The following is a 24,480-nucleotide window of genomic DNA, read 5'->3' as shown; positions in this document are numbered from 1 at the left end:
CGAGGGGACGGCGAATTGGAGCCCGCGTGCCTGAATCCTGCGACGTCGTGATCATCGGTGGTGGCGTGATCGGCTGCGCGATCGCGCACAGGCTCGCCGCGCGCGGCACGAGCGTGGTGCTCGTGGACGCGGGGCAGCGTCTCGGGCTGGGCGCCTCCGACGGCGCGATGGGCGGCATCCTGACCCAGACGGAGCCCTCCTGCCTCGGCCCGCTCAGCAGCGTCATCAAACGCAGCCGCGACGCCTATCCGGGATGGCTGGAGGAGATCCGCGCCGACTCCGGGGTCGAGGTCCCGGTGCTGGACGGCGGCGACATCCAGGTCGCGCTCGACGAGGCCGAGATGGAGCGCCTGGAGTCCAAGGTGCTGCCGCAGTGGAAGAACTCGCCGTTCGCCGTCGAGCGGCTGACCGCGGCCGACGCCAGGAGTCTCGAACCGCTGCTGAGCGAGCGCGTCGTCGGCGGTTTCCTGCTGCCCGAGGAGCTCGCGCTCGATCCGAGGGTGCTCATGGCCGCCCTGGCGACGGCCGTGCTGTCGGGGCACACGCCGATCCGGGTGCTCAGCGCGGTGCGCGCCACCGGCCTGCGGACCGGGCCGCGCGGTGTCGAGGTGGACCTCCACGACGGCCGCCGGGTGTCGGCGGAGCAGGCCGTCGTCGCGGCCGGCCACCTGAGCGGGGTCTTCCTGCCGAGCCACCGCGACCACCTGTTCCCCATCAAGGGCGTGGCCTTCGACGTCCGCCCGCCCGGGGCCGGCACCTACCCGCTGCGCCACCACATCTTCGCGGAGATCAAGGAGGACGGGCGGGAGTACTTCCCCTATCTCGTCCCCCGGCACGACGGCAGGGTGGCCGTCGGCGTCACCTACGAGGAGAACGTGGGGGACGTGACGGTGACCGCCGCGGCGATCGAGGAGATCCGGCGGGGCGTCGCCGCCCTGATGCCCAGGGCGGCCACCTGGCCCATCGGCCGGCGCTGGGCCGGACTGCGGCCGGGCAGCGCCGACCACATGCCCATCATCGGCCACGTGGACGACCACGGCCGCGTCGTGGCGGCGACCGGTCACAGCGGCCTCGGCGTCACGCTCGCGCCCGTCACGGCGGAGCTGGTGGCGGCCCTCGTCGGCGGGACCGCCGGCGCCCGGGAGAGCGAGCTGCTCGCCGTCTGCCGGCCCGACCGCCCCTTCCCGCCCGCACCGGCTCCGTCCGCCCCGGCCGCGCCGCCGGTAACGGCTACGCCGGCCTCGTCTACGCCGCCGGTGTCGCCGCCTCCCACAGCTCGGTGAACCGCTCGGCCCGCTCGCGCACCCTCTCCTGGTCCTGTACGAGGACCGTGCTGTGGATCACGGGGGCGATGCCGTCGCCGACCTGCGGGGCGGGGTTGGACTCGTAGTAGACGACCCCGTCGAACAGGATGAAGTCGGACAGCGAACCGCGCAGCAGGGGCGGCGCGTCGGCGAGCAGGAGCGTGCGCACCTCGATCCCGACCGTGGTCTGCCACTTCCACACCCGGCGGAACGCCTCGGAGTCGAGCCGCTCGGAACGATCCACCACGAACACCCGGCGCACCCGCGCCCCACGCTGGACGAGGTCGCGCTGCAGCTTGACGTAGCGCTGCCCGAGGTCGGTGTGCCAGAAGCCGCCCTCGAACTCGGTGTCGCGGGCGTCCACGCTGGTCAGGCTGATCGCGTCGAGACTGACCCGGGCGTTGCGCGCGAGCGCGAGCAGCCAGTCGCGGTCCTCGCCCTCGTACAGCGCGTACCTGCCGTCGGACAGCTCGCCGAGGAACTTCGCCATCCGGGTGACCTCGTGGTGCACCAGGCTCTTGACGAGGCCGGGCATGTCGTCACGGATCTTGGCGGCGTTCTGCACCAGCTCGGCCACCCCCCTGGTCTCCAGCGCGGACATCTCCACGACGCCGAACAGCTTGCTCGCTTCGTTGATCTTGGAGAAGCTGTCGGCCACCAGGTTGTGGGTCTTCGTGTGCTGCCTGCGCTGCTCCTGCAGCACGGTCTCGAGCTGGTCGTCCACGTCGGCGAGGAACTGCACGACGAAGACGACGCCGCTGATGAACGTCGCGAGCAGCAGGCTCCACAGGTCCTGGTTCGGTCCGTGGATGAGCGCGTTGCTCACCAGATAGCTCACGCCGCCCACGAGCACCGTCACGAGGACCTTGCGCACGATCCTCGGGACGAGCGACGGGGAAGGCTCGGGTGTCGCTCCGGTCATGGTCACCTCCGTCCGGCATCTGCGGTCGCGTTGAGCAGGGCCAAAGTGTTCATCGCGACCTGGTCGCGGACCCGGTCGACCAGGGAGCGCCACTGCCGGGTGAACCCCGGCCGCCGCTCCAGGCTCTCCCAGAAGGGTGTCAGCCACTCCTCGACCCGGGCGGCGGGCATCCACAGGTGCATGAGGTGGTCGATGGCCGGTGCCAGGCGGGCCACGGCCTGGGCTCCCGGAGTCCCGCCGATCCGCGCCCGCTCGACGATGACCAGCAGCGACGTCAGCAGCCAGTCGTGCGTCGCCAGGTCCTCGCACAGGTCGACCACGGCGGTGGTGAACGGGCCGGGATGCGTCAGGCGCAGCGTCCGCTCCTGCTCGGCGTGCAGGGTGAAGCGGATCGACGGCTCGCCGGTCTCGGCCACCCACCGCAGGCTCGTACGCGGGATCTTGAAGGGGGCCCGCCGGTCCAGCAGCGTGGACTGCTGCACGAGGTCGAGGAAGCGACCGCTGACGGCCCCCAAATCGAGGCAGGCGCCGTCGGGGCGGCCGGGCGCGGAGTCGCCGGTGAACCCCTCGGCGAGGTCGGCCGCCTTCGCCTTCCCCAGGACCTCCACGACCCCCGGCCGGGCCAGGTAGTGCGACCAGGGGAGCCTGCGGTCGGCGTCCGAGCGCACCACCCGGACGTACGAGGATCCCTGGGCCACCCGGCCTCCGGTCACCGCGCAGCGGGACACCACCGTGCCGACGCCCCTGACCCGGGAACGGGACGCGGTGGGCAGCGCGCAGTCCACCCCGGTCAGCCGCTCCGGCGACAGCGCGTGGACGATGGGACGGCGGGAGACGCGCACGGTCTCCCCGGCCATGAGTCCGAGCACCTGACGGCACGTCGACTCGGAGATCTCCCCCGAGTTCTGCAGCAGCCCGGTGTGGACTTCCCCCATCACCAGCATCGGGCCGCCCCCATAATCGAAAGCCTCAGACGAAGACGTAGGAGATGCGGTCGACGAGCTCCTCTTCGAGCCGGACTCCCTCGCTCTCACTCCGGGTGGCGACCTGCCGCAGGACCTCGTCGTCCACCGCGACCTGGCTCAGGATCGTCCGTACGGCCAGCTCGACGGGCAGGAACCGGGGGGAGAGGACGGACAGCGTGGTGTACGCGCTGAACGGCGCGGCCTGGGGGTTGAGCCGGACGACCGCGGGCAGCCCGTCCCAGTCGCGGGGCCAGCCGCCGTCCAGGGCGACCGGCGGGAGCGGCACCTGGCCGTCGCTGCGCAGCAGCCCCAGCCGCAGGAGCTGCCAGACGGCCGCGAGGAAGGGGCACGACCAGGTGCGCCGCGGCCCCTTCTCGTCCCACAGCTCGACGTCCACGAAAATCGAGTGGCCGCGCTTGGCGTTCTGCGCGGGCGGCTCCCACGGCCGGGTCTTCCCCATGGCCTGCATGGGCGCGGTGCGGGGCGAGCGGGAGCCGTTGCACAGCCAGCCCGTCTCCTTCACCGGGGGGCGGGAGCCGTCGGTCTCCGGCGGCGGGTCGTCCACGAGCCGGTCCTCCACCAGCCGGGCCAGCTCGACGCCGCCCGACCGCGCGTCCTCGAACTGGGCACAGGCCGATTCGCGGGCCAGGTAGTCGATGGACAGGTCGTGTTCCGCCGCCGCCTCCAGGACCATCGGGACCAGTTCGGCCGGGGTGCTGAAGCGGCTGAAGTAGTCGTCCACGAGGAAGCAGGTGCTCACCCGGGCCCGGCCGCCCGGCACCCGCTCCTGCCACAGGGAGCGGACCGTGGCGAGCCACGGCGCGACCCTGCGGAACTGCTCGCGCAGCCGGTCGGGGCCCGCCTCGTAGTCCTCCATGTACAGGTGCCCGAGCTCGACGGACACATGGGAGAGGGGCACGGAGGCGATCCTGCGTTCGGCCGCCACCTCGCCGAACGTCGCGTGCACCGGCGTCACAAGCCCTCCCACGCGCTGTCGTCGACGATCTTCTTGGCGAGATCCTCGAACGCGGTGGCGGTCTCCGCGTTGGCGATCTTGCTGGCCAGCACGTCCTCGTCGGTGATGAGCTGCTCGCGCCACTGCAGGACCGGGTCCAGCGGGATCTTGCCGAGCATGGCGGTGCGGCCGACGCCGTGGCGGCCGGCCAGCTCGCGCAGCTCGCTGTCGCACGCGCTCAGCCAGGCCCGCTGCTCGTCGCGCAGCCCGACGAGCTCCGCGGCGTCCGGTTCGAGCACGGCCGTGCGCACGAAGCGGATGCGGTCGCGCAGGTCGTCGGTGTCGTGGCCGAACCTGGTGCCGACGTCGAGCAGCCCGTCGGCGCCGGTGACGAGCCCGTCGGCCGCGATGATGTGCTGGCGCGTCCAGCGGTGGAAGACGAGCCACCGGAACGGGATCGCGGGCATCCGCACGGTCGCCGCCAGGACCAGCTCCGCGGTGAACGACCGGCCCGCGCTGACGTCGATCATGCAGAGGTCGAACTCCTCGTCCAGCCGCCCGAGCAACTGGACGCAGCGGCCGACGACCTCGTCGGTGAGGGCCGACAGCTCGCCGCCGCCCTCGCTGCCCGGCAGCAGCACGAGCCGCCCCGCGCCGGGCGGGCGGGTGCGCAGCCCCTCGCGGTCGGACTCGGCCCACACGTCCACCCGCCGCGGCTGCGGGCACTCGCCCCGCAGGTAGTGGTGCAGGCCGTTCTCCCGGGTGCCGCGGGCCACCGCGCTGACGCTGAAGATGGCCCCCGCGGTCGGCGAGCCGAAGTCGAAGTCCAGGTAGCACACGTCGTTGCCCTGCAGGGCGTGGCGGTACACGATGTTGGTGCCGGTGACCGAGCGCCCGGTCCCGCCCTTGTCGGAGATCGCGAAGACGAGCAATTCAGATCGCCTCCGACGCGCTGTCGCGGGCGGCGGACAGCCGTTCGAGCCCGAGCAGGGCGTCGCTGATCAGCGCCTGGGCGGTGGCCGGCCGGTCGCTGACGATCGCCCTGGCGCGCTGCAGCGACGCCTGGATCGAGCGCAGCTTGGGCTGGATCGTCTGGCCGCCCACCAGCGGCCGGGTGACCAGCTCCTGGTCGAGCAGGTGCTCGGCCTCCCCGAGCATCTGGAGGGCGAGCTCGACGAGCTGGGGGCTGCGCAGCGGCGGCTCCCCGCTGGAGGACGCGGCGGAGACGAGGAACTCGACGACCCGCTCGCTGAAGTACCAGGACGGCTCCTCGTCGCGCACCTGGATGTCGGTGAAGGCGTTGCCCGGCTGGTCCCACAGGCCGGCGGCCGGGCCGTCCGTGTGGCGGCGCAGCGTGATGTGCCGCCAGATCTGGTCGGCGAGGGCGACCAGCCGCTCGCGCATCCGCGTGTTCTGCGCGATGGAGGCGGCCCAGATGGTGCGTTTCAGCAGCGTGATGGAGAAGTCGGAGACGACCCAGAGCAGGTGCGGGCCGAGCGTGTCGCTGCCGTGCAGGTTGATCGGGACGCCGGGGGAGTGCATGAGCACGGGCGGGTCGCCCGCCACCGCCCTGCGGGTGATCCTGGCGCGGATGGCCAGCTCCTCCAGCACGGCGGCGACCCGGCCGAGGTCGACGTCGGCCGCCCGGTTGTTGACCAGGCTCTGCACCACCATGGCGGTGACGCCGAGGCTGTAGTAGTCCGACTCCTTCTCGTCGACCGTTCGCCAGGGGATGTCCTCCAGCGGCCACGTGCCCCGTCCGAACGTCGCGATGGTGCGCCAGTAGGACTGGGTGAGGTCCCAGCGGCGCTGGATGGCCTGGGCGAGGGTGATCTGGTCGTCGTTGAGCAGGCTCAGGACGCGGGTGCGGGAGGAGAACAGATCGGCGATGCCGACGAGGGCGTTGACGGTGAAGTACAGGAACGGGGTGTCGGCGGCCACGCCTATGGGCTGGGGGCCGATGTCGAGCGGCGTGACGATGTCGGGGGCGTCCTTCACGATGCCCCACGTCCACCCGCACTCGAACAGCAGGTTCTCGTTGTCCAGGTCCACCTGGCTGCCCGAGCCGATGGTCAGGTCGCGCAGGCCGGCCCGTACGGGCCGCAGCTCGCGCCGCAGGTCCTCGAGCACGCGGCGGGTGGGCGCGCCGGTCTGGTTCACGGTGCGCAGCAGCGCGCGGCCCGCCGTGGAGCCGGGGTCGAACGCGTTGACCGTGAAGCTGCGCAGCAGGCCCGCCATCGCGGCCGACAGCCGCTTGCTGGCCAGGTCCTCCAGTTCGCGGATCTCGCGGCGGATCGACTCGCGCCGCACGCTCTGGCGGAAGACCTTCAGGAAGCCGAGTGTGCCGAGCGCGAGCGTGACCGACATCGAGAAGGAGTCGACTACGTCGAGCTGGAGCTGCTCGGGGGTGACCTTCGCCTCGTCGTCCAGCGGCCGGAAGTAGCTGCCGCCGGAGAACAGGGGCCGCCCGTCCTCGGCCGTGTAGGTGCGCAGATACTGTCCGATCACCCGCAGCAGCAGCTTGGGGATCTCCACCGAGTCGCCCAGGACGGCGAGCGTGGCCAGCACGTCGTCGGCCGTCTCGTCCGGGGTGTCGAGGCGGAAGCCGGGCAGTTCGGAGGCCGGGTACATGAAGCACAGAAGCTGTTCGGCGTCCGAGATGGAGTTCGACCCGTCGCGGCCTCCCCAGTTCCAGACACCGTCCCGGTAGGAGGCGCGCGCGGCCGCCTCCCACAGCTCCAGAAGCTGCTGTCGCGGCTGGATTTTCATCCGTGGCCCTCTCTGCGCTGCGCCGTGCGCGCCCTCTCCGTGCTGCCGCAGCGGAGAAAAGCCCGCTCGTGTGGCCGGGCGGGAACGAGGCCGGGGTCCTCAGACCCTCCCTAGGGGTTTCCTTTTCCGATTCAGGTGGAGACGGAACCACCACAACCCTTATACCATTGGATTCCTGCTCCGTCGCCTGGACCATCCGTGGTATTTCATGCGCCGCCTGGTTGTCGTGATTGGAGAGATACCACAGAGAAAAACAGACATTCATGTCCTAAGTCTGAGAGATATTTGAAATGTCCCAAACTGCGGCTCCAAGGGATATAACGGACTATCGTCCCGCGCAGCCGCGGCCGGCGGCCGGAGCGGAGCTCAGGGGTGGGACGGTCCTCGTGACCGGCGCCGGCATCGACACGGCGCTGCTGGAGCCGCTCGCCCGGCAGGGGCTCACGGTGCGGCGGCACGCGTCGCCGCTGACCGAGGACCTCCTGGCGCGCGAGCTGCGGGGAGCCGTCGCCTATCTCCACGGGGGCGAGGAGCGGGCGACCGCGCGGGCCCTGCGCAAGGCGCACAAGACGCTGAAGGTCGTGGCCTTCCTCGGCGTGGGCTACGAGAACTTCGTCGACGTGGCGGCGGCCGACCGGCTGGGCATCGCCGTAACGAACACGCGGGGGGCGGCCACCGACGCGGTCGCCACGTTCACGGTCGCCCAGATCGTCAACGCCAACCTGGGCATCCCCCGGCACCTGGGCGAGCGGGTCCCCGGCTGGCAGGGCTCCGACGAACTGCCCCACGAACTCGCCGCCCGCAAGGTCGGCATCATCGGCATGGGCGCGAACGGCCGGCGGATCGCGGAGATCCTGCGGCGGGGCTTCGGCGTCCGCGTGTCCTACTACAGCCGCACCCGCAAGCCGGAGGCCGAACGGGACCTCGGCATCTCCTATCTGTCTCTGCTCGACCTGGCCGCGAGCAGCGACATCCTCGTGGTCATGGTGCCGGAGACGGGCGAGACCAGGTCGATGGTCGACTCGTCGGTGATCGGCCGGATGCCGGAGGGCGCCATCCTCGTCAACACCGCCCGCCCGGCCATCGTCAGTCCCGGCGCCCTTTACACCGGCCTGGAGAAGGGCCGCGTCAGCATGGCGGTCTTCGATGGCTTCTACGGCCGGGAATGCGAGGAGGCCGGCGAATTGCGGCGGGATTTCCCCGACCGCCTCCTGGTCACCGGGCACATCGCCTCCCACACCGCGGAGGCTATGCACCGCATGGTGCGCCAGGCGGTGAAGTCCATTGAGAATGTGCTGACCCGCGGATCGGACGAGCACGAAGTGGGAACGCGTCCCCGGCCCCGTTTCTGAAAAATCGGCACGCGAAACGGTAGGGCGGCGCGTGGAGGGGGGAAACCAATTGGGAAACCCCAAGGGAAACCCCTCCACTCTCCCGGGATGTGATACGTGGACGGCCATGACCCGATCCCCCGTGTGGGGACGATCACGACGCCCACGGGGGCGCGCGCCCTGGTCGAGGCGCTGAGGCTGCACGGCGTCGACACGATCTTCGGCATTCCGGGCACCCACAACCTCGCGATCTACGAGGAGCTCGACCGATCGGGCGTGCGCTGCGTGACGCCCCGGCACGAGCAGGGCGCGGGCTACGCCGCCGACGGGTATGCCAGGGTGACCGGCAGGCCGGGCGTCGTCGTCACCACCACGGGACCCGGCGTGGTCAACGCGGCCACGGCCCTCGGTCAGGCGTACTCCGACTCCTCCCCGATCCTGCTCGTGTCCCCGGGCGTCCCCACCGGCCATCCCCGCGACGGCCGCGGCTACCTGCACGAGAGCAGGGACCAGTCGCGGGCGATCGACGCGCTGTGCGCCTGGAGCCACCGCGTGACGACCGTGCGGGAGATCCCCGCCGCCGTCGCCCGCGCCTTCGGCCGCTTCGCCGAGGGACGCCCCCGGCCGGTCCACATCGAGATCCCCTTCGACCTGCTCGACCTGCGGGGTCCGGTCAAGACCGTCCCGCCGTACCGGATCACCCGCCGCGAGCCCGATCCGGTGGCCCTCGACGCGGCGGCCGGGCTGCTGCGCACGGCGCGTCGCCCGGGGTTCGTGCTCGGCGGCGGCGCCCAATGCCCGGGTGAGCGGCCCCCGGGCGAGGACGAGCCCCCGGTGGGCCGCCTGGCGATGCGCCTGGCGGAACGGCTCGGCGCACGGGTCGTGACCACGGTCAACGGCAAGGGCGCGGTGCCGGAGAGCCACCCGCTGGCGCTCGGCACCACGCTGCACCTGGCGGCCGTCCGCCGGTGGCTCGCCGCGTGCGACGTCGTGCTGGCCGTGGGCACCGAGCTGGGCCCCGCCGACCTGTGGGACGACACCTTCACCCTCTCCGGCCGCCTCCTGCGCGTCGACATCGACCCGGGGCAGATGCACGGCGACCACGTGGCCGACGTGGCGATCGTCGGGGACGCGGAGCTTGCCCTGCGCGGGCTGGCCGAACGGCTCGACCGGCAGGGCGCCGTGCCGCGTCCCCGCCGGGAACGGGATCCCGGCGCCGGCCACGAGGTGGAGCTCGAAGAGCTCACCCGCAGATGGTCGGACCAGCTCGCGGCGCTGCGCCGGGCTCTGCCGCCGGAGAGCGTCGTGGTGGGGGACAACTCGATGTGCGTCTACCACGGCGCGCTCGTCGGCATGCCGATGGACCCGCCCGGGCGGTTCCTGTTCCCGACCGGGTTCGGCACACTCGGCTTCGCGCTGCCGGCCGCCATCGGCGCCAAGCTCGGCCGGCCCCACCTCCCCGTGGTGGCGCTGGCGGGCGACGGGGCGTTCCAGTTCAGCCTGCAGGAGCTGGCGACGGCGGTAGAGCTGGAGCTGAGCCTGCCGGTCGTCGTCTTCGCGAACGGCGGCTTCGGGGAGATCCGCGAAGAGATGCGGGAGCGGGGCATGCGGCCGGTCGCCGTGGACCTGCACGCGCCGGACTTCCCCGCACTCGCCGTCGCGTACGGCGCGCGGGGCCATTCCGTCAAGACGCCGGGGGAGCTGGAGGAGGCGGTCGCCGAGGCCCTGCGCGTCCCGGTGCCCACGGTGATCGTCGTGCCCGAGGACGACTGACCGGCCCGTCAGCGGGCGGGCGCGAGCGGGAGCCGCAGCACGAAGCGGGCACCCTGGTCGCTGTCCTCGAGCGTGAGCGTCCCCCCGTGCGTCTGGGCGATCTGGCGGGCGATGGACAGCCCGAGCCCGGTGCCGCCGGCGTCCTTGGACCGGCCGGCGTCGAGCCGGGTGAAGCGCTGGAATACCAGCTCGCGCTTGTCGGGCGAGATGCCCGCGCCGTCGTCGAGCACCTCAAGCATGCCCTTGCCGTCCTCGCGCCGCACGGTGACCGTGAGCCTGGACACCGCGTGCCGCTCGCCGTTGTCGAGGAGGTTGTTGAGCAGGCGCGCCAGGGCCAGCCGGTCACCGACGACGACCACGCCGGGCGTCAGGTGCCGCACCACCTCCACCTTGCGCGACCTGCGGTCGAGCTCACGGGCGGCGAGGCCGCCGAGGTCGGTGGGCTCGCAGCGGGGCGGCGCGCCGGCGTCGAGCCGGGCGAGCTGGAGCATGTCGGTCACGAGCGCCTGCAGGCGGTCGCAGCTGCTCAGCAGGGCATGCCCGGTGGCCGGCCAGTCCGCGTCGTCGCTGTGCAGCAACGCCTCCTCGATCTCCGTGCGCATCGCGGTCAGCGGGCTGCGCAGGTCGTGCGAGGCGTCGGAGGCGAAGCGCCGCTGCCTCTCGACGGCCGCCTCCGCCCGGTCCAAGGTCTGGTTGGCGGTCTGGGCGAGCCGCCGGATCTCGTCGTGATACTTCGGCACCGGAACGCGCTGGCTCAGGTCGGTCGCGGTGATTCTGGCGAGCTTGCTCGTGATCGCCTCCACCGGGCCGAGCGCCTTGCGCACCGTCTGGTACGTGCCGAGCGCGGTGAGCGCGACCAGCAGGAGCGAACCGCCGAGGAGCGCCCCCAGCAGCGGGCCGCTGACGTACCACGGCACGGTGTCGTCGGCCGCGTAGATCGTCCACAGTCCGCCGGTGTTGTGGAAGCGGAACGCGACGATGATCATGCACCGGTCCGGGAACGCCGGTGAGGCGCACAGCATCTTGCTCGTCTCCGGAGTCGTCAGCTCCGGCCGGAACGCGGCCATGCGCGGGCGGCCGGTCAGGGTGTCGCTGACGGAGACGATCCGGCCGCGGTAATCGATCACCTGTACGCCGGCGACGCCCTGATCAAGCAGCACCGGAGGCAGTCGATCGCGTTTGGCCTGGTAGGCGAGGCGTACGGCGTTGGTGGTGATCTCGTCAATCTTGTAGCGTTCGGCGGTTCCGTGCAGCACGCCGAAGACCAGCAGCACGGCAACGGCGCACAGCAGCGCCATCACCGCGCTCGCCAGCACCGTCAAGCGGATCCGCACCGAGGATCCCCGCCACCTGCTCATCTGATTCCCCCCGGTAATCAGATGATCTATGAGGCCCGTGGCCCCGCCCGGTGTCCCCACCCGGCTCACCTGGCACGTTACCTCTGCCGGAGATCGCCGCCGTGGCCGGGACGCCGCTGTCCGATCCCTACCCAGTCCGGCCGCTTACACAGCGCCCGGTCACGTGACCCGTCTCACCGCGACTGTTTCACCGCGCCCTGTCTCACCCCGGCGAGCTCACCCCGGCTGTCTCATCCGGGGGAGTGCCGTTCGACGACGTAGCAGCCGCCGGCGAAGCCCGTCACCGGTCGGCCCCGCGCCATCAGCCCGCCCAGCACGTCGCGTACGGCGTGCCGCCAGGCCTTGGCCGTCTCCGGGGCGGTACGGCGCAGGGTCTCCATGTCCGCGGGCACGGCGACGAGCACGGCCGGGGCGTCCGCGGGCAGGGCCACCGGCAGCCCGTCCCGCTCGGTGAGCACGGCCACCGCGCCGTCCGCACCCGCGGGCCGGTGCGGCAGGCCGTCGCACGCCCGCACCACCCGCGGGTCGTCCAGCCGCCACACCGCGAGGACCCGGTCGGACTCGTCGCCGGCGTTGACCGCGTCGCGCATCGGGCCGTAGAAGTCGGGCAGGTACTCCTCCGGCAGGGCGGCCAGCTTGGCCAGGTTGAAGTGGGCGTTGCGGCGCACGAGGGGATCGAAGGTCCAGGTGATCCGGCTCAGCCCGCGTTCCAGGGCCCAGGCCCGCTGGTGCAGCTTGAGCGCGAACCCGGCGCCGGGCCGTACGGCGCCGGTCACGTGCGAGTGCAGCGCCTGCCCCGCGGGCGCGGCGAGGAAGGCGACCGCGGCACCGACGAGTTCCCGGCCGTCGAACGCCCCGGACACGTATCCGCCCGCGTGCGACAGCGCCCGCATCAGCTCCGCCGTGATCGGCGGGTTCCACGGCTCCGGCCGCCAGATGCCGTCGAACAGCCGGACCACCCGCTCGAACTCGGCGATCGTGCGCAGCTCGGCGACCCGCAGGCCGCGCCGCTCGGCCGCCCCGGCCGCCTGGTCCCAGGCGGCGGGGCCGCAGGGGTTCACGCGGCATCCCCGGCGGTCCGTCTCATGTCCCGCCGTGCGGGATGGGCGCCGGTGATCGGCCCGCCCGACAGCACGTACTCGGTCAGCGCCGCGACCAGGCGGGCGCGGACCGGCATCTCGGCGGCCAGGACGTGCTCGTCCGCGGCGTGCGCGCCGCCGCCCACCGCGCCGAGGCCGTCGAGTGTCGGGCAGCCGGCGCCCGCGGTGAAGTTGCCGTCCGAGCCGCCGCCGACCGACGCCCCGCGCAGCGGCGCCATGCCCAGCTCGGCGGCGAGCCGTACGGCGACCTCGAAGAGCCCCGCGGAGGCGGCGGGGTCGAGGGGCGGGCGGTTCGGCCCGCCGCGCAGCTCCAGCCGGACGCCGGGAGTGCGCGGGGCCAGCGCGCGCATCAGCTCGTCAACCCGGCGCTGCGCCGCCCGGTCCGGCACGCGGACGTCGACCGCCACCCGGCCCAGGGCCGGCACCGTGTTGGTGCTCGTCCCCGCCGTCAGCATGGTGGGGGTCACCGACGTCGCCCCCGCCCTGGACGACGAGTCGACCTGGGCCGCGACGCCCGCGATGGCCAGCACCTGGTGGGCCAGCTCGACGCCGGCGTTGGCCCCCAGCTCGGGTTCGAGACCGGCGTGCGCGGCCCGGCCGTGCACGGTCAGCTCATACCGCGAGATGCCCTTGCGCGCCGTCTTCAGCGCACCGCCGTCCGCGCTGGCCTCCAGCACGAACGCGGCGGCGCACCGCGACGCGATCGACTCGATCAGCGGGCGGGAGGTCGGCGAGCCGAGCTCCTCGTCCCCGACGACGAGCACGGTCAGCCCGTCGGGGGACGGCAGCGAGGCGACCGCGTGGAAGAGCTGCACGAGGCCGGCCTTCATGTCGAACACGCCCGGCCCCCGCGCCACCCCGTCCCGCACCGACCACGGGTGCTCGCGCAGCGTGCCGACCGGCCAGACCGTGTCGTGGTGGCCCAGCAGCAGGACCCGCGGCGGGCCGAACGACCAGCGCAGGTGGGTCACCCCGCCGACGACCAGGGTCTCCGGCTCGGCCCCCAGCAGCCTGCGGCCCAGCGCCCCCACGACGCGGGCGCTGCGCGCCACCGCCTCGTGGTCGGTGGAGTACGACTCGCAGAGCACCAGCTCCTCGAGGTCGGCCAGCATGGCCTCCAGATTCACCGCCGGGGCCGTTCCGGCTCAGGCCGTTCCCGGGCGGGCCCTTCATGCGCGGGCCTTTCATGAGCGGGGCGGCCCAGCTCTGCCCGGAACAGGCGCATCACGTTGGCGCCCAGGATCTTCTGGATCTCCTCCTCGGAGAAGCCCCGCTTGACCAGCGCGTCGGTCACCAGCGGCAGGCCGCGCGGGCCCTCCAGCCCGGGAATGGCGGCGTTCGAGTCGATCCCGGAGTAGCTGAAGCCCTCGCAGCACGGCGGAGTGAGGTCCTCGTTCACCTCGCGCATGAAGTCGGGGCCGAGGCCTACGTGGTCGATGCCGGCGACGCCCGCGACGTGCTCGATGTGGTCCACGAGGTGGTCGATCGTGGCCGAGCGGGCGTCCTCGGTGAGGAACGCGGCGAGGAAGTTCACGCAGACGACGCCGCCGCCCGCGGCGACGCCCCTGAGCTGCTCGTCGGTGAGGTTCCTGTGGTGGTCGCGCAGGGCGCGGGCGGAGGAGTGGGTCGCGATGACGGGCCGGGTCGCGATCTCCAGCACGTGCGCGACTCCCGTCGCGCCGAGGTGCGAGATGTCGAAGAGCATGCCGAGCCGCTCCATCTCGCGCAGCGCCTCGACGCCGTGGCTGGTGAGCCTGGAGCCGGTGCCGTCCTGGCCGCTGCCGTCGGCGAGAGCCGTACGGCCCCAGTGGGCGATCGAGGCGACGCGGACCCCGAGGCGGTGCAGGGCCGGGATCAGCTCGACGCTCTCGTCGATCCCCGGCATGCTCTCCAGGGCCGGCACGAGGGCGATCCTGCCGAGGGCGAGGGCCTCGTCGATCTGCCGCCCGTCGTGGCACAGCGCCACCGCGTCGGGGTTGCCCTCGGCCAGCACGTGGGCGCACTCGATCATCCGCAGGGTCTGGCGCAGCGCGCCCTCCGGGCGGAACTGGCTCTCCACGAACACGGGCAGCACCTGCACGTCGACCCCGCCCTCCACGAGCTGGGGGAGCCACCGCTCGCGGAAGAACGAGGCCCACATCGCGGGCGGCCGGGCGGAGACGGCCATGAGCAGGTCGTTGTGGGTGTCGGCGACCACGGACCTGACGTGCAGGCTCTGCTGGTCAACGGGCATGGTGTCGACGGGCACGCTGGGGATCCTTCCTGACGGCGGGGTCAATGGGGACGTTACTCTTCCCGGGTCGTTCCGCCAGCAGGCTGTAGTGTGCGCGGGTGGAATCGATCTCCTGCACCCTCGCCGAGGTGGTCGAGTGCCTGGAGGCGCTGTACGACCCCTCGTGGGCCGAGTCCTGGGACGCGGTGGGCCTCGTCTGCGGCGACCCGGAGCAGGCCGTACGGAAGGTCCTGTTCGCGGTCGACCCGGTCGCCGTGGTCGTGGACGAGGCACTCGGCTGGGGGGCCGACCTCGTCGTGACCCACCACCCGCTCTATCTGCACGGCACCACGAGCGTCGCCGCCACCACCTTCAAGGGCCGGGTCGTGCACCGGCTCATCCGCGGCGGTGCCGCGCTCTACGCCGCGCACACCAACGCCGACGTCGCCGACCCGGGGGTCTCCGACGCGCTCGCGCGGGCCGTCGGCCTGACCGGAGACCTGCGGCCCCTCCAGCCCTCCGCCGACGACCCGCGGCGCGGGCTCGGCCGGATCGGGGACCTGCCCGCCCCGATGCCACTGCGGGAGTTCGCGGCGCTGGCCGCCTCGGGCCTGCCCCGTACGGCGGGGCCGCTGCGGGTCGCGGGGGATCCCGGCAGGCCGGTGCGGACCGTCGCCGTCTGCGGCGGCGCGGGCGACTCCCTGCTGGGCACGGCCAGGGCCGCGGGCGTGGACGTCTTCCTCACGGCGGATCTGCGGCACCACCCGGCGAGCGAGCACATGGAGGCGGACGGGCCGGCGCTCGTCGACGCCTCCCACTGGGCCACCGAATGGCCGTGGCTGGCGGACGCCGCCCGGCGGCTGACGTCAGCGTTGGCGGCCAGGGGCATTACTGTTGAGGCGCGCGTCTCAGACGCCGTCACGGACGCCTGGACGGCGACGACCACCGACTTGGACCCCCGAGCATCTTGAGGGATTTGGGATGAAGGCCGCACCTGAAGCACAGAAGCGTCTGCTCGATCTCGCTGAGCTCGACACCGGGCTCGACCGGTTGCGGCACCGCCGGCGCAGCCTGCCGGAGCTCGCCGAGATCGACGAGCTGTCCAAGAGGCTGGCCCAGGTCTCCACGCAGATCATCGCCGCCGAGACCGAGGCCGGCGACCTCGCCCGCGACCAGGCCAAGGCCGAGTCGGACGTGGACGCCGTACGCGTCCGGGTCGAGCGCGACCAGAAGCGCCTCGACTCCGGGCAGGTCTCCTCGCCCAAGGATCTGGCGAGCCTCCAGTCCGAGCTCGTCTCGCTGCGGCGCAGGCAGTCGGACCTGGAGGAGGTCGTGCTGGAGATCATGGAGCGCCGGGAGGCGGCCGACGCCCGGGTCACCACGCTCAAGTCAGAGCGTGAAGAGGTGACCGGCACGCTGCGCGCCGCCGAGGACCGCAGGGACGCGGCGTTCGCCCAGATCGACAAGGAGTCCGGCGAGCTGACCTCCGGCCGGTCCGTGATCACCGCCGACGTTCCCGCCGACCTGCTCGGGCTGTACGAGAAGATGCGCGAGCAGAGCGGCGTCGGCGCCGCCATGCTGCACGGCGGCCGCTGCCTCGGCTGCCGCACGAGCCTGTCGATCGCCGACCTCAACCGGATCCGGGCCGCCGCGCACGACGAGGTGGTCCGCTGCGAGGAGTGCCGCCGGATCCTGGTGCGTACGGCCGAGTCCGGTCTGTGACGGTCGCGATGGGTGCCACGGGGGGCTTCATCGTCGAGGCCGACGGCGGGTCGCGGGGCAACCCGGGCCCGGCCGGGTACGGCGCGGTGGTCAAGGACGACGCCGGGCGGGTGCTCGCCGAGGCGGCCGAGTCGATCGGCACCGCGACCAACAACGTGGCCGAATACCGCGGCCTGATCGCCGGGCTCCGGGCGCTGCTCGCGCTCGGCGCCGAGGGCGGGCAGGTCGAGGTGCGGATGGACTCCAAGCTGGTCGTCGAGCAGATGGCCGGCCGGTGGAAGGTCAAGCACGAGGGCCTGCGGCCGCTCGCCCTGGAGGCGGCGGGCCTGGCCCGGCGGTTCCGGGTCACCTGGACGTGGATTCCGCGCGAGCGCAACAGCCACGCCGACCGGCTCGCCAACGAGGCGATGGACGCGGCGGCCCGCGGGGAGACCTGGCAGGCGAGCGAGATCACCTCCGCGCCGGACTCCGCCCCGGTCGTCGAGCCCGGCGCCGAGCCGCCCAACACCGACGCGCCCACGCTGTTCGACGAGCCCTCCGCCGCCCCTGCTCCTGTGGGCTCGGCTCCGGCCGCCGCCGACGGGCGCTCGGGGACTTCCGGCGCGTCCGGTGTGCGGACCGCCGACGGGGACGCGGGCACGGCGGCCGGAACCGCCACGTCCCACGACAGGCGCGGGCACGGATGGATGCCGCGAGCCACCCGTGTCGCCACGTCGCTGCTCCTGCTCAGGCACGGGCAGACGCCGCTGTCGGTGGAGAAGCGGTTCTCCGGGCTGGGCGACCCGTCGCTCACCCCCACCGGCCTCGCGCAGGCCGAGGCCGCCGCCCTGCGCCTGTCGCGGCAGCCGTACGAGGTCGAGGTGATCGTCGCCTCCCCGCTCGCGCGCGCCCGGCAGACGGCGGAGGCGGTCGCCGCCCGGACGGGCCTGACGGTGCTGGTCGACGACGACCTCCGCGAGACCGACTTCGGCGACTGGGAGGGGCACACGTTCGCGGAGATCCAGCAGCGCTGGCCCCGCGAACTGGCGGCCTGGCTGGCCGACCCCGACACGGCGCCGCCCGGCGGGGAGAGCTTCGCGTCGACCGCCCGGAGGGTCGAGCAGGCGAGGGACCGCATCGTGAAGGCCCACGAAGGCCGCAGCGTCGTCGTGGTCTCCCACGTGACCCCGATCAAGATGCTGGTCCGCTTCGCGCTGGGCGCTCCGCCGGAGGCCCTCTATCGGATGCACCTCGACCTGGCCTGCCTGTCGGCGATCGACTACTACGCCGACGGGCCCGCCGTCGTACGGGCGCTCAACGACACCGCCCACCTCTCCTGACGCCGTCCCTCCCAGGGGACGAACCGCCGCGGGATCGCACGCGCAGCCGTGCCCCCGCGGCGTCGGCGTTTTCCGGCCCGGACGAGGCGTCGCCGTACGCCGGGTGCTTGAACCCGTCTGTTGAGAGTTTCTCCGCGAGAACCTGGTGGTTCGCCGGGCAAGTCTCCACGTGAAGGTTCAACGATACCGTTGAAGGTATGGATATCGGCATCAAGGACGCCGTCCAGGCCGTCGAGGCCGCCTCGGTCATGAGGCTGCTCCCGGGCCGGCCACGGCTGCTCGCCCTGGGCGAGCCCACCCATGGCGAAGACCTCCTGCTCGACGTGCGCAACGCGCTCTTCCGGCAGCTCGTCGAGCAGGAGGGCTATCGGACGATCGGCATCGAGAGCGACTGCCTGATGGGCCTGGTCGTGGACGACTACGTCACCTCGGGCACGGGCAGCCTCGACGAGGTCATGGAACGCGGCTTCAGCCACGGATGGGGCGCGTCCGCGGCCAACCGCGAGCTCGTGCGCTGGATGCGCGCGTACAACGAGGGACGTCCCGCGTCCGAGCAGGTGCGCTTCGCCGGTCTCGACGGCCCGCTGGAGATCAGCCACGCCGCGAGCCCCCGGCGGGCACTGACCGCCCTCCACGGCTACCTCGCGGCCGGGGTGGACGCGGACCTGCTTCCCTGCGACGCGGAGACGCTCGACCGCCTGCTCGGCGCAGACGACCGCTGGGCCAATCCCGCCACGATGATGGACCCGTCCCAGTCCGTGGGGCGGTCGGCCGAGGCCAGGCAGCTCCTGCTGCTCGCCGACGACCTCATGGCGCTGCTCGACGCGGAGACGCCGCAGCTGATCGCGGGCTCCTCGCGGGATAGCTGGGACCGGGCCCGCCTGTACGGGCGCGCCGCCACCGGCCTGCTCCGCTATCACCAGTGGATGGCCGACACCTCACCGGGCCGCATGCCGCGGCTGCTGGGCCTGCGGAGTTCGATGATCGCCGCCAACATCCTCGCCGTCGCCGAGCGGGGCCCGGCGCTGCTCCACGCCCACAACGCGCATTTCCAGCGGGACAAGAGCACGATGCGGATGGGCGACGTCCCGTTCGAGTGGTGGAGCTCCGGCGCGATCGTGCGCGCCCAGGTGGGTGAGGAATTCGCCTTCCTGGCCACGGCCCTCGGCACGATCCGGCACCGGGGAGTGGACACCCCGCCCCCGGACACGCTCGAAGGGCTCCTCTACGCGCTCCCCGAGGACCGCCACGTCGTCGATGCCCGCAGTCTGGCCGCCGTCCTCGGCGACGCCCGGCCCGCCCTCCGGGTGTCCCCCTGGTTCGGTTACGCCCCGGTGGACCCGGCGCACCTCGCCGCGTACGACGGGATCGTGTTCGTCAAGGACGTCCCGCCGAGCTAGGTCGTGTGGTGCGGAAGCCCCTCGCGGGGCAGGACGACGCGGAAGGCGGCCCCGGCGCCGGGCCGCGTCCGCAGCTCCACCCGGCCTCCGTGCGCCGTGACGATCGACCGGACGATGGCCAGCCCCAGCCCGGCCCCTCCGGCGCCGCTGCGGCTGCGTGAGCCGTCCACCCGATAGAAGCGGTCGAACACCCGGGCGGCCTCCTCCGCGGGCATCCCCGGCCCCTCGTCGGCGATCACGAGGACGCCGTCGTCCCCGGCCGTGCCGACGCCGATCCGCACCGGCGTGCCCGGCGGGGTGTGGGCGACGGCGTTGCCGACCAGGTTGGAGACCACCTGCCGCAGCCGCGCCTCGTCCCCGAGCACCGGCGCCTCGCCCGGCGGCCCGCCGTCCGGCCCGGTCAGTGTGACTTCCCGTCCGGGGTCGAGCGCGCGCAGGTCGTTGTGGGCGTCGGCGGCGAGCGTGCGCAGGTCCATGGGCGCGAGGTCCATGGGCAGGGCCTTGTCGCTCTCGTCCAGGCGGGCCAGCAGGAGCAGGTCCTCCACGAGCCGGACCAGGCGTCCCGCCTCGCTCTCGATCCGATCGAGGGCGAGTCCGGCCTCGGGCAGCCCGCCCATCCGGTGCAGTTCCGCGAACCCCTTGATGCCGAACAGCGGCGTGCGCAACTCGTGACTGACGTCCGCGACGAAGCGGCGCATCCGTGCCTGCGCCCGTTCCCGCGCGGCGAAGGCCGCCTCCAGCTGGCCGAGCATGACGTTCAGGGCGGCCGCCAGCCGGCCGACCTCGGTGCGGGGCGCGGCCAGCGCCGGGACGCGCCGGGACAGGTCGCCCCCGGCGACGGCCGCCGCGGTCTCCTCGATCTTCCCCAGTGGCCGCAAGCCGCGCCGGACGGCGAACCACCCGATGACGGCGAGCGACGTCAGGAGCGCCGCCGAGGTCGCCGCGCAGACCATCGTCAGGCGGCCGACGGTCGACCTGACCCCGCCGAGCGACGCCGCCACGACGACGCTGCCCCGGCTCGTCGCGGGGGCCGACCCCGTCGCGGGGGCGTGCCCCGGGACGGCGACGACCCGCCACCTGCCGTCGGAGCCGGTCGCGTCGAACGGCCGCCCGCCCAGCCGCCCAACCGCGGTGGTGTCGAGCCGGGGCAGCGCCGGGCCCCGATCCCGCGGCCCGTCCCGCAGCCACCGGTCGCTCTGCTGCTCGACGCCGCCGTCCGCGCTCAGATAGGCGACGTACACCTGGTCGATCAGGTCCATGCCGGGCACCGCGGTGAGTGACTGCGTACTCAGCCGGTCGGATGGCAAGGCGGTCAGCCGGGCCGGGATCCGCGACAGCACCGCCGCCATCGCCGTGAGCTGCTGGTCTACGCGTCCGATGAGGTGGGCCCGCAGCGTGGCGACCGCGACCGCGCCACTGACGGTCAGGCCGGCCGCGAGCAGGGCCATGGTGGTCAGCAGGAGCCGCCCGCGCAGCGACAGGCCGGTGGCCCACGGGCGCGACCCCGGACGCTCCCGTGTCCCGGACGGCGTCGTGGTCACGGCCGCGGCCCGCGCAGGACGTAGCCCACGCCGTGCATGGTGTGGATGAGCTTGGGCCCGGACGTGTCGATCTTGCGGCGCACGTAGCTCACGTACGTGTCCACGATGCTGGAGTCGCCGGCGAAGTCGTACCGCCAGACGTGCTCCAGGATCTGGGCCTTGGACACCACCCTCCCCGCGTTGAGCACCAGGTAGTGGAGCAGCCGGAACTCGGTCGGCGACAGCCGTACGGGGACGCCCGCCCGGATCACCTGATGGCCTTCCGGGTCGACTTCGAGGTCGGCCACCCGCAGCGTGCGGTCCTCGGGGGCCGCCCCGGCCCGCCTGAGCACGGCCTCGATCCGGGCGAGCAGTTCCTCCAGGTCGAACGGCTTGGTGACGTAGTCGTCGCCGCCCAGACGCAGACCGTTGATCTTGTCCTGCGTGGTGTCGCGCGCGGTCAGAAACAGCACCGGCACCTGACCGGGACGGCCACCGGACAGCGGGCGGGGAAGCTCCCGGAGACGGCGGACGACCTCGAAGCCATCCATGCCGGGCAGCATGACGTCGAGGAGCACGAGGTCCGGCGGCGTGGTCCGGGCGTTCTCCAGGGCCTGTGCCCCGGTCGCGGCCGAGGTCACCTCGTATCCCGCGAAGCGCAGTGTGGCCGCCAGCAGTTCCCGCACCACGGGTTCGTCGTCGACCACCAGCAGGTGCCGCCCCTCCACCCGGGCCTCCCTTCTGCCGATCACCGGAAGATTAGGCACGCGGTGTTAAGCCCGCCGTACAGGACGGCGCGCGACGAGCTCCCGCACGCGGCCGGCGGTCTCACGTCACGCGTCCCGCCGGCGGAAGACGGCGACGGCGGCGCAGAGCAGGACGAGCACGGTGGCGGCGAGCACGCCGGCGCCTACGAGCGGCGCGAGCAGCTCGGTGCCGGGATGGACCACGAAGATCCGGGCGCCCGCCGCGCTCGGCCACCAGGTGACGATCCACTCGGCCACCGGCTTCGGGAACAGACTCGCAGTGCCGGGCAGGATCAGAAGGAACGTCCCGAGTGAGACGGCCCCCGCCGACCTGCGCAGCAGGAACCCGAGCGCCATCCCGTAGAGCCCGATCAGACCGGTGAACAGGCCCGCGCCCAGCAGCGCCCCGGGCACTCCGGGATCACCGAGCCCCGCACTCGGCACGCCCCGCGCCGCCAGAGCCGCCTGGCTGAGCGTGAACGACAGGAGCGCCAGCAGCGGCCCGGCGAGGAGCGTGGTCAGCGCGACGACGGCCCCCTTGCCGAGGAGGAGCAGCCCGCGTCCCGGCACGGCGGTGATGCTGACCGGCATCGTTCCCGCGGCGTATTCGCTGGTCACGGCCAGCACGCCGACCGCGCTCACGAGCACCCCCACCAGCACGAGAGCGCGGAAGGCCGTCTCGGTGGGGTCGAAGGCCGCCCGGTCGGCGGCCGACGCGTTGAAGTACTCGCGTGCGGCCGCCGTGCCGAACAGGTAGCCGTACGAACCGGCCGCGACCACGGCCCCGGCCAGGCAGCCGAGCATGGCCCGGACGCTGCGGAACTTCACCCACTCCGAGCGCAGCACGCCGTACGCGGTCATGAGGCGCCCCCGGCGGCACTCGCGGCGAACTCGACGCTGTCGCCGGTCAGCTCCAGATAGGCGTCCTCCAGGGACGCCCGCCGGGGCGTGAGTTCGTGCAGGACGATTCCGTACGCGCCGGCGAGACCGCCGACCTCGGCACCGGACATTCCAGTCACCATCAGGCCGCCGTCGGCGCCGGGCCGTACGGCCGCGCCGGACTCCCGGAGCAGCGAGGCCAGCCGCTGCGCATCGGGGGTGCGCACGAGCACCCCCTGCCGCGCGGCCGACCGGACGAACGCCTCCAGCCCGGTGTCGGCGATCAGCCGCCCGCGGCCGATGACGACGAGGTGGTCGGCGGTGAGAGCCATCTCGCTCATCAGATGGCTGGACAGCAGGACGGTTCTGCCCTCGGCGGCCAGGCCCCGCGTCAGCGTGCGGATCCAGCGGATGCCTTCGGGGTCCAGCCCGTTGACGGGTTCGTCGAGCAGGACCACCGGGGGATCGCCGAGCAGCGCCACCGCGATGCCGAGCCGCTGCTTCATCCCCAGGGAGAACCCGCCGGGCCGGCGGCGCGCCACGTCGGCCAAGCCTACGAGTCCGAGCACCTCCTCGACCCGGCGCCGTCCGATGTCGTTGGCGTACGCCAGGAAGAGCAGGTGGTCGAACGCGGTCCTGCGCGGGTGCATGGCCTGCGCGTCGAGCAGGGCCCCCACCTCTCGCAGGGGTACGGGCAGGTCGGCATAGCGCCGCCCGCCGATCGTCGCGCTGCCGCTCGTCGGCCTGTCGAGCCCGAGGATCATCCGCATCGTGCTCGTCTTGCCCGCGCCGTTCGGCCCGAGGAACCCGGTGACGACGCCCGGCCGTACGTCGAAGCTGAGGCCGTCCACGACGGCGACCTCGCCGTACTTCTTGGTCAGCTGCCGCAACTCAATCATGAGACGCAGGCTCGCTCACCGGACTGCGTGACCTCTGAGAGGATCTGTGCGGTTTCTGTGAGCGGTTCGCCCCCGACCTGGGCCGGTGTCGTCCTGCGCTGCGGTCCGGCGGGAGAACTCAGAGAGTCTTCACACGATCCCCGGCCGGTCCGGGGAATGATTCGGGAGCCGCTAGGCTTACCTTCACGGTGGACGAGCCGGCCGGGCGGCCGCGTCAGGGCCTCACGGCCCTGCCGAGGAAGGTCCGGGCTCCACAGGGCAGGGTGGTCGGTAACGCCGACCCGGGGTGACCCGCGGGACAGTGCCACAGAAAACAGACCGCCCCCTTCGCGGGGGTAAGGGTGAAACGGTGGTGTAAGAGACCACCAGCGCCCACGGTGACGTGGGCGGCTCGGTAAACCCCACCCGGAGCAAGGTCAAGAAGGGACGTTCTCCGGAACGTCCCGCGCGCGACGTTCGAGGGCTGCCCGCCCGAGCCGCGCGGGTAGACCGCTTGAGGCCGCCGGCAACGGCGGTCCTAGATGGATGGCCGCCGGTCAGCCTCACGGCTGATCACAGAACCCGGCCTACAGGCCGGCTCGTCCACCTTCCGCTCCTGAACCGCTCTGAGGGAGTCGCGGCGTGGGCGTGAGCGAACCTTCCTACCTGTCCTGCTGCCGACGCGCCATCTCGGTGATCCAGACGGGCGCGAACGGAGACGTGCAGCCAGGAGGAGTCGGGTAGTCCTTGAGCACCTCCAGGCGCTCACCTATGTCGATCGCGCGGGCGCGGTGCTCGGCGTGATCGATCCCGATCTGCGCCAGGCAGTGATTCATCGCCCATTGCAGGCGATCCGGGGCGTCTTTCATCTTCGCCTCGATGACGTCGAGCAGCCCTGCGAGGTCGAGGCCCTCAGGCTTCTTCGCCACCCGCTCGGTGGTGAGCGCCCAGCCGGCACTCGCGACCACCGGATCCGGATCGGCGGACCAGGCCAGGCGCAGCTCTTCCGAGTGCGGGTTCTTCTTCACCACGTAGTTCACGAGCCAGTCGTGCACCTTCGGTGTGCGCGCCTCGCGCACCATGGTGTTCAATTCGTCGCGCTCGAACGCCTTCGGGCGGCAGATCAGGATCGCCAGCAGTTTCGCCGCGGTGTCGTCCGTCTCCCAGAGCCGGCGCGCGAGTTCCTGCTGCGTCTTCAGCCGCTTCGCGAGGGCGCGCAGCTTGCCGAGGTTCACACCGTGATCGTCACCGTGTTTCTCATTCACCTTGCGGGTCTTCGGGTCCTCGAACCCGGCCAGCTCGGCCATCACCTCGGCCACCGTCGTCT

General features: G+C 72.7%; 21 protein-coding genes and 1 other RNA gene. 8 read left to right on the top strand and 14 right to left on the bottom strand.

Annotation, left to right across the window (positions count from 1 at the left end; all coding sequences use genetic code 11):
• Positions 1–26: 26 nt before the first annotated feature.
• Positions 27–1,283 carry an NAD(P)/FAD-dependent oxidoreductase gene (locus ACIBK1_RS10730; RefSeq protein WP_030505543.1) on the top strand — a complete coding sequence of 419 codons (1,257 nt, stop codon included), beginning with the start codon at positions 27–29 and terminating at the stop codon, positions 1,281–1,283.
• Here the strand turns inward: ACIBK1_RS10730 and ACIBK1_RS10725 are convergent.
• The 5 genes from ACIBK1_RS10725 to ACIBK1_RS10705 are packed head-to-tail and all read right to left on the bottom strand — an operon-like array spanning position 1,246 to position 6,915.
• On the bottom strand, positions 1,246–2,226 hold the full coding sequence (locus ACIBK1_RS10725; RefSeq protein WP_030505542.1) for a hypothetical protein: 981 nt from the start codon (positions 2,224–2,226) through the stop codon (positions 1,246–1,248). The genes ACIBK1_RS10730 and ACIBK1_RS10725 overlap by 38 nt on opposite strands.
• Positions 2,227–2,228: 2 nt before the next feature.
• Positions 2,229–3,170 (bottom strand): SCO2521 family protein, encoded by a 942-nt coding sequence (locus ACIBK1_RS10720; protein ID WP_036404487.1) that lies wholly within the window; start codon positions 3,168–3,170, stop codon positions 2,229–2,231.
• 25 nt (positions 3,171–3,195) lie between these two features.
• The gene (locus ACIBK1_RS10715; protein ID WP_357317603.1) at positions 3,196–4,167 is read right to left on the bottom strand and encodes an SCO2522 family protein; all 972 of its coding nucleotides are present in this window, start codon (positions 4,165–4,167) and stop codon (positions 3,196–3,198) included.
• Positions 4,164–5,078, bottom strand: coding sequence for an SCO2523 family variant P-loop protein (locus ACIBK1_RS10710; protein ID WP_030505539.1), 915 nt, complete (start codon positions 5,076–5,078; stop codon positions 4,164–4,166). The genes ACIBK1_RS10715 and ACIBK1_RS10710 overlap by 4 nt, the downstream gene beginning before the upstream one ends.
• A 1-nt stretch (position 5,079) precedes the next feature.
• A complete protein-coding gene (locus ACIBK1_RS10705) occupies positions 5,080–6,915 on the bottom strand; it encodes an SCO2524 family protein (protein ID WP_396733983.1) in 1,836 nt (611 codons plus the stop codon).
• 386 nt (positions 6,916–7,301) lie between these two features.
• On the opposite strand from ACIBK1_RS10705, the gene ACIBK1_RS10700 reads away from it, so the two are divergent.
• Positions 7,302–8,267: a 2-hydroxyacid dehydrogenase gene (locus ACIBK1_RS10700; protein WP_396733980.1), complete on the top strand. Its 966-nt coding sequence runs from the start codon at positions 7,302–7,304 to the stop codon at positions 8,265–8,267.
• A gap of 96 nt (positions 8,268–8,363) precedes the next feature.
• Entirely contained in the window at positions 8,364–10,019 is a 1,656-nt protein-coding gene (locus ACIBK1_RS10695) for a thiamine pyrophosphate-binding protein (RefSeq protein ID WP_396733977.1), read from the top strand.
• A gap of 8 nt (positions 10,020–10,027) precedes the next feature.
• Here the strand turns inward: ACIBK1_RS10695 and ACIBK1_RS10690 are convergent, their stop codons facing one another.
• The 4 genes from ACIBK1_RS10690 to ACIBK1_RS10675 all read right to left on the bottom strand — a co-directional run bounded on the left by ACIBK1_RS10690 (position 10,028) and on the right by ACIBK1_RS10675 (position 14,725).
• Entirely contained in the window at positions 10,028–11,353 is a 1,326-nt protein-coding gene (locus tag ACIBK1_RS10690; RefSeq protein ID WP_357317617.1) for a HAMP domain-containing sensor histidine kinase, read from the bottom strand.
• 254 nt (positions 11,354–11,607) lie between these two features.
• Positions 11,608–12,438 (bottom strand): GNAT family N-acetyltransferase, encoded by an 831-nt coding sequence (locus ACIBK1_RS10685; RefSeq protein ID WP_396733974.1) that lies wholly within the window; start codon positions 12,436–12,438, stop codon positions 11,608–11,610.
• Positions 12,435–13,589: a M20/M25/M40 family metallo-hydrolase gene (locus tag ACIBK1_RS10680; protein ID WP_051761257.1), complete on the bottom strand. Its 1,155-nt coding sequence runs from the start codon at positions 13,587–13,589 to the stop codon at positions 12,435–12,437. Before ACIBK1_RS10680 ends, ACIBK1_RS10685 begins: the two co-directional genes overlap by 4 nt.
• Before the next feature lie 11 nt (positions 13,590–13,600).
• Positions 13,601–14,725 (bottom strand): dipeptidase, encoded by a 1,125-nt coding sequence (locus ACIBK1_RS10675; protein WP_231513705.1) that lies wholly within the window; start codon positions 14,723–14,725, stop codon positions 13,601–13,603.
• A gap of 83 nt (positions 14,726–14,808) precedes the next feature.
• Here ACIBK1_RS10675 and ACIBK1_RS10670 point away from each other — a divergent pair, with 83 nt between their 5' ends.
• The 4 genes from ACIBK1_RS10670 to ACIBK1_RS10655 all read left to right on the top strand — a co-directional run bounded on the left by ACIBK1_RS10670 (position 14,809) and on the right by ACIBK1_RS10655 (position 19,130).
• Entirely contained in the window at positions 14,809–15,660 is an 852-nt protein-coding gene (locus ACIBK1_RS10670) for a Nif3-like dinuclear metal center hexameric protein (RefSeq protein WP_396733970.1), read from the top strand.
• A gap of 10 nt (positions 15,661–15,670) precedes the next feature.
• Positions 15,671–16,411, top strand: coding sequence for a zinc ribbon domain-containing protein (locus ACIBK1_RS10665; RefSeq protein ID WP_030505530.1), 741 nt, complete (start codon positions 15,671–15,673; stop codon positions 16,409–16,411).
• Between the two features lie 8 nt (positions 16,412–16,419).
• On the top strand, positions 16,420–17,730 hold the full coding sequence (locus ACIBK1_RS10660) for a bifunctional RNase H/acid phosphatase (RefSeq protein ID WP_396733967.1): 1,311 nt from the start codon (positions 16,420–16,422) through the stop codon (positions 17,728–17,730).
• A 197-nt stretch (positions 17,731–17,927) separates the two neighbouring features.
• Positions 17,928–19,130 carry an erythromycin esterase family protein gene (locus ACIBK1_RS10655; protein WP_396733965.1) on the top strand — a complete coding sequence of 401 codons (1,203 nt, stop codon included), beginning with the start codon at positions 17,928–17,930 and terminating at the stop codon, positions 19,128–19,130.
• Here the strand turns inward: ACIBK1_RS10655 and ACIBK1_RS10650 are convergent.
• From ACIBK1_RS10650 to ACIBK1_RS10635, 4 genes are all read right to left on the bottom strand, one after another.
• A complete protein-coding gene (locus tag ACIBK1_RS10650) occupies positions 19,127–20,671 on the bottom strand; it encodes a sensor histidine kinase (RefSeq protein ID WP_396733962.1) in 1,545 nt (514 codons plus the stop codon). The genes ACIBK1_RS10655 and ACIBK1_RS10650 overlap by 4 nt on opposite strands.
• Positions 20,668–21,402, bottom strand: coding sequence for a response regulator transcription factor (locus ACIBK1_RS10645; protein ID WP_231513704.1), 735 nt, complete (start codon positions 21,400–21,402; stop codon positions 20,668–20,670). Before ACIBK1_RS10645 ends, ACIBK1_RS10650 begins: the two co-directional genes overlap by 4 nt.
• Positions 21,403–21,483: 81 nt before the next feature.
• Positions 21,484–22,257, bottom strand: coding sequence for a hypothetical protein (locus ACIBK1_RS10640; RefSeq protein ID WP_396733959.1), 774 nt, complete (start codon positions 22,255–22,257; stop codon positions 21,484–21,486).
• Positions 22,254–23,174, bottom strand: a complete 921-nt coding sequence (locus ACIBK1_RS10635) for an ATP-binding cassette domain-containing protein (RefSeq protein ID WP_396733957.1) — start codon at positions 23,172–23,174, stop codon at positions 22,254–22,256. Before ACIBK1_RS10635 ends, ACIBK1_RS10640 begins: the two co-directional genes overlap by 4 nt.
• Positions 23,175–23,367: 193 nt before the next feature.
• On the opposite strand from ACIBK1_RS10635, the gene rnpB reads away from it, so the two are divergent.
• Positions 23,368–23,759: RNase P RNA component class A (rnpB, locus tag ACIBK1_RS10630), an RNA gene on the top strand.
• Between the two features lie 56 nt (positions 23,760–23,815).
• Here rnpB and ACIBK1_RS10625 read toward each other — a convergent pair.
• Positions 23,816–24,460, bottom strand: coding sequence for a DNA alkylation repair protein (locus tag ACIBK1_RS10625; protein WP_387069543.1), 645 nt, complete (start codon positions 24,458–24,460; stop codon positions 23,816–23,818).
• Positions 24,461–24,480 lie beyond the last annotated feature (20 nt).

Source organism: Microbispora rosea (assembly GCF_044460045.1).
GTDB lineage: Bacteria > Actinomycetota > Actinomycetes > Streptosporangiales > Streptosporangiaceae > Microbispora > Microbispora rosea.
This window is presented reverse-complemented; position numbering and strand designations above follow the sequence as displayed.

Excerpts from the sequence above, each read along its gene's own strand:
- ACIBK1_RS10725 (WP_030505542.1), bottom strand. The coding sequence starts at position 2,226 with ATGACCGGAGCGACACCCGAGCCTTCCCCGTCGCTCGTCCCGAGGATC.
- ACIBK1_RS10720 (WP_036404487.1), bottom strand. The coding sequence starts at position 3,170 with ATGCTGGTGATGGGGGAAGTCCACACCGGGCTGCTGCAGAACTCGGGG.
- ACIBK1_RS10705 (WP_396733983.1), bottom strand. The coding sequence starts at position 6,915 with ATGAAAATCCAGCCGCGACAGCAGCTTCTGGAGCTGTGGGAGGCGGCC.
- ACIBK1_RS10680 (WP_051761257.1), bottom strand. The coding sequence starts at position 13,589 with ATGCTGGCCGACCTCGAGGAGCTGGTGCTCTGCGAGTCGTACTCCACC.
- ACIBK1_RS10665 (WP_030505530.1), top strand. The coding sequence starts at position 15,671 with ATGAAGGCCGCACCTGAAGCACAGAAGCGTCTGCTCGATCTCGCTGAG.
- ACIBK1_RS10660 (WP_396733967.1), top strand. The coding sequence starts at position 16,420 with ATGGGTGCCACGGGGGGCTTCATCGTCGAGGCCGACGGCGGGTCGCGG.
- ACIBK1_RS10655 (WP_396733965.1), top strand. The coding sequence starts at position 17,928 with ATGGATATCGGCATCAAGGACGCCGTCCAGGCCGTCGAGGCCGCCTCG.
- ACIBK1_RS10640 (WP_396733959.1), bottom strand. The coding sequence starts at position 22,257 with ATGACCGCGTACGGCGTGCTGCGCTCGGAGTGGGTGAAGTTCCGCAGC.
- ACIBK1_RS10635 (WP_396733957.1), bottom strand. The coding sequence starts at position 23,174 with ATGATTGAGTTGCGGCAGCTGACCAAGAAGTACGGCGAGGTCGCCGTC.
- ACIBK1_RS10625 (WP_387069543.1), bottom strand. The coding sequence starts at position 24,460 with ATGGCCGAGCTGGCCGGGTTCGAGGACCCGAAGACCCGCAAGGTGAAT.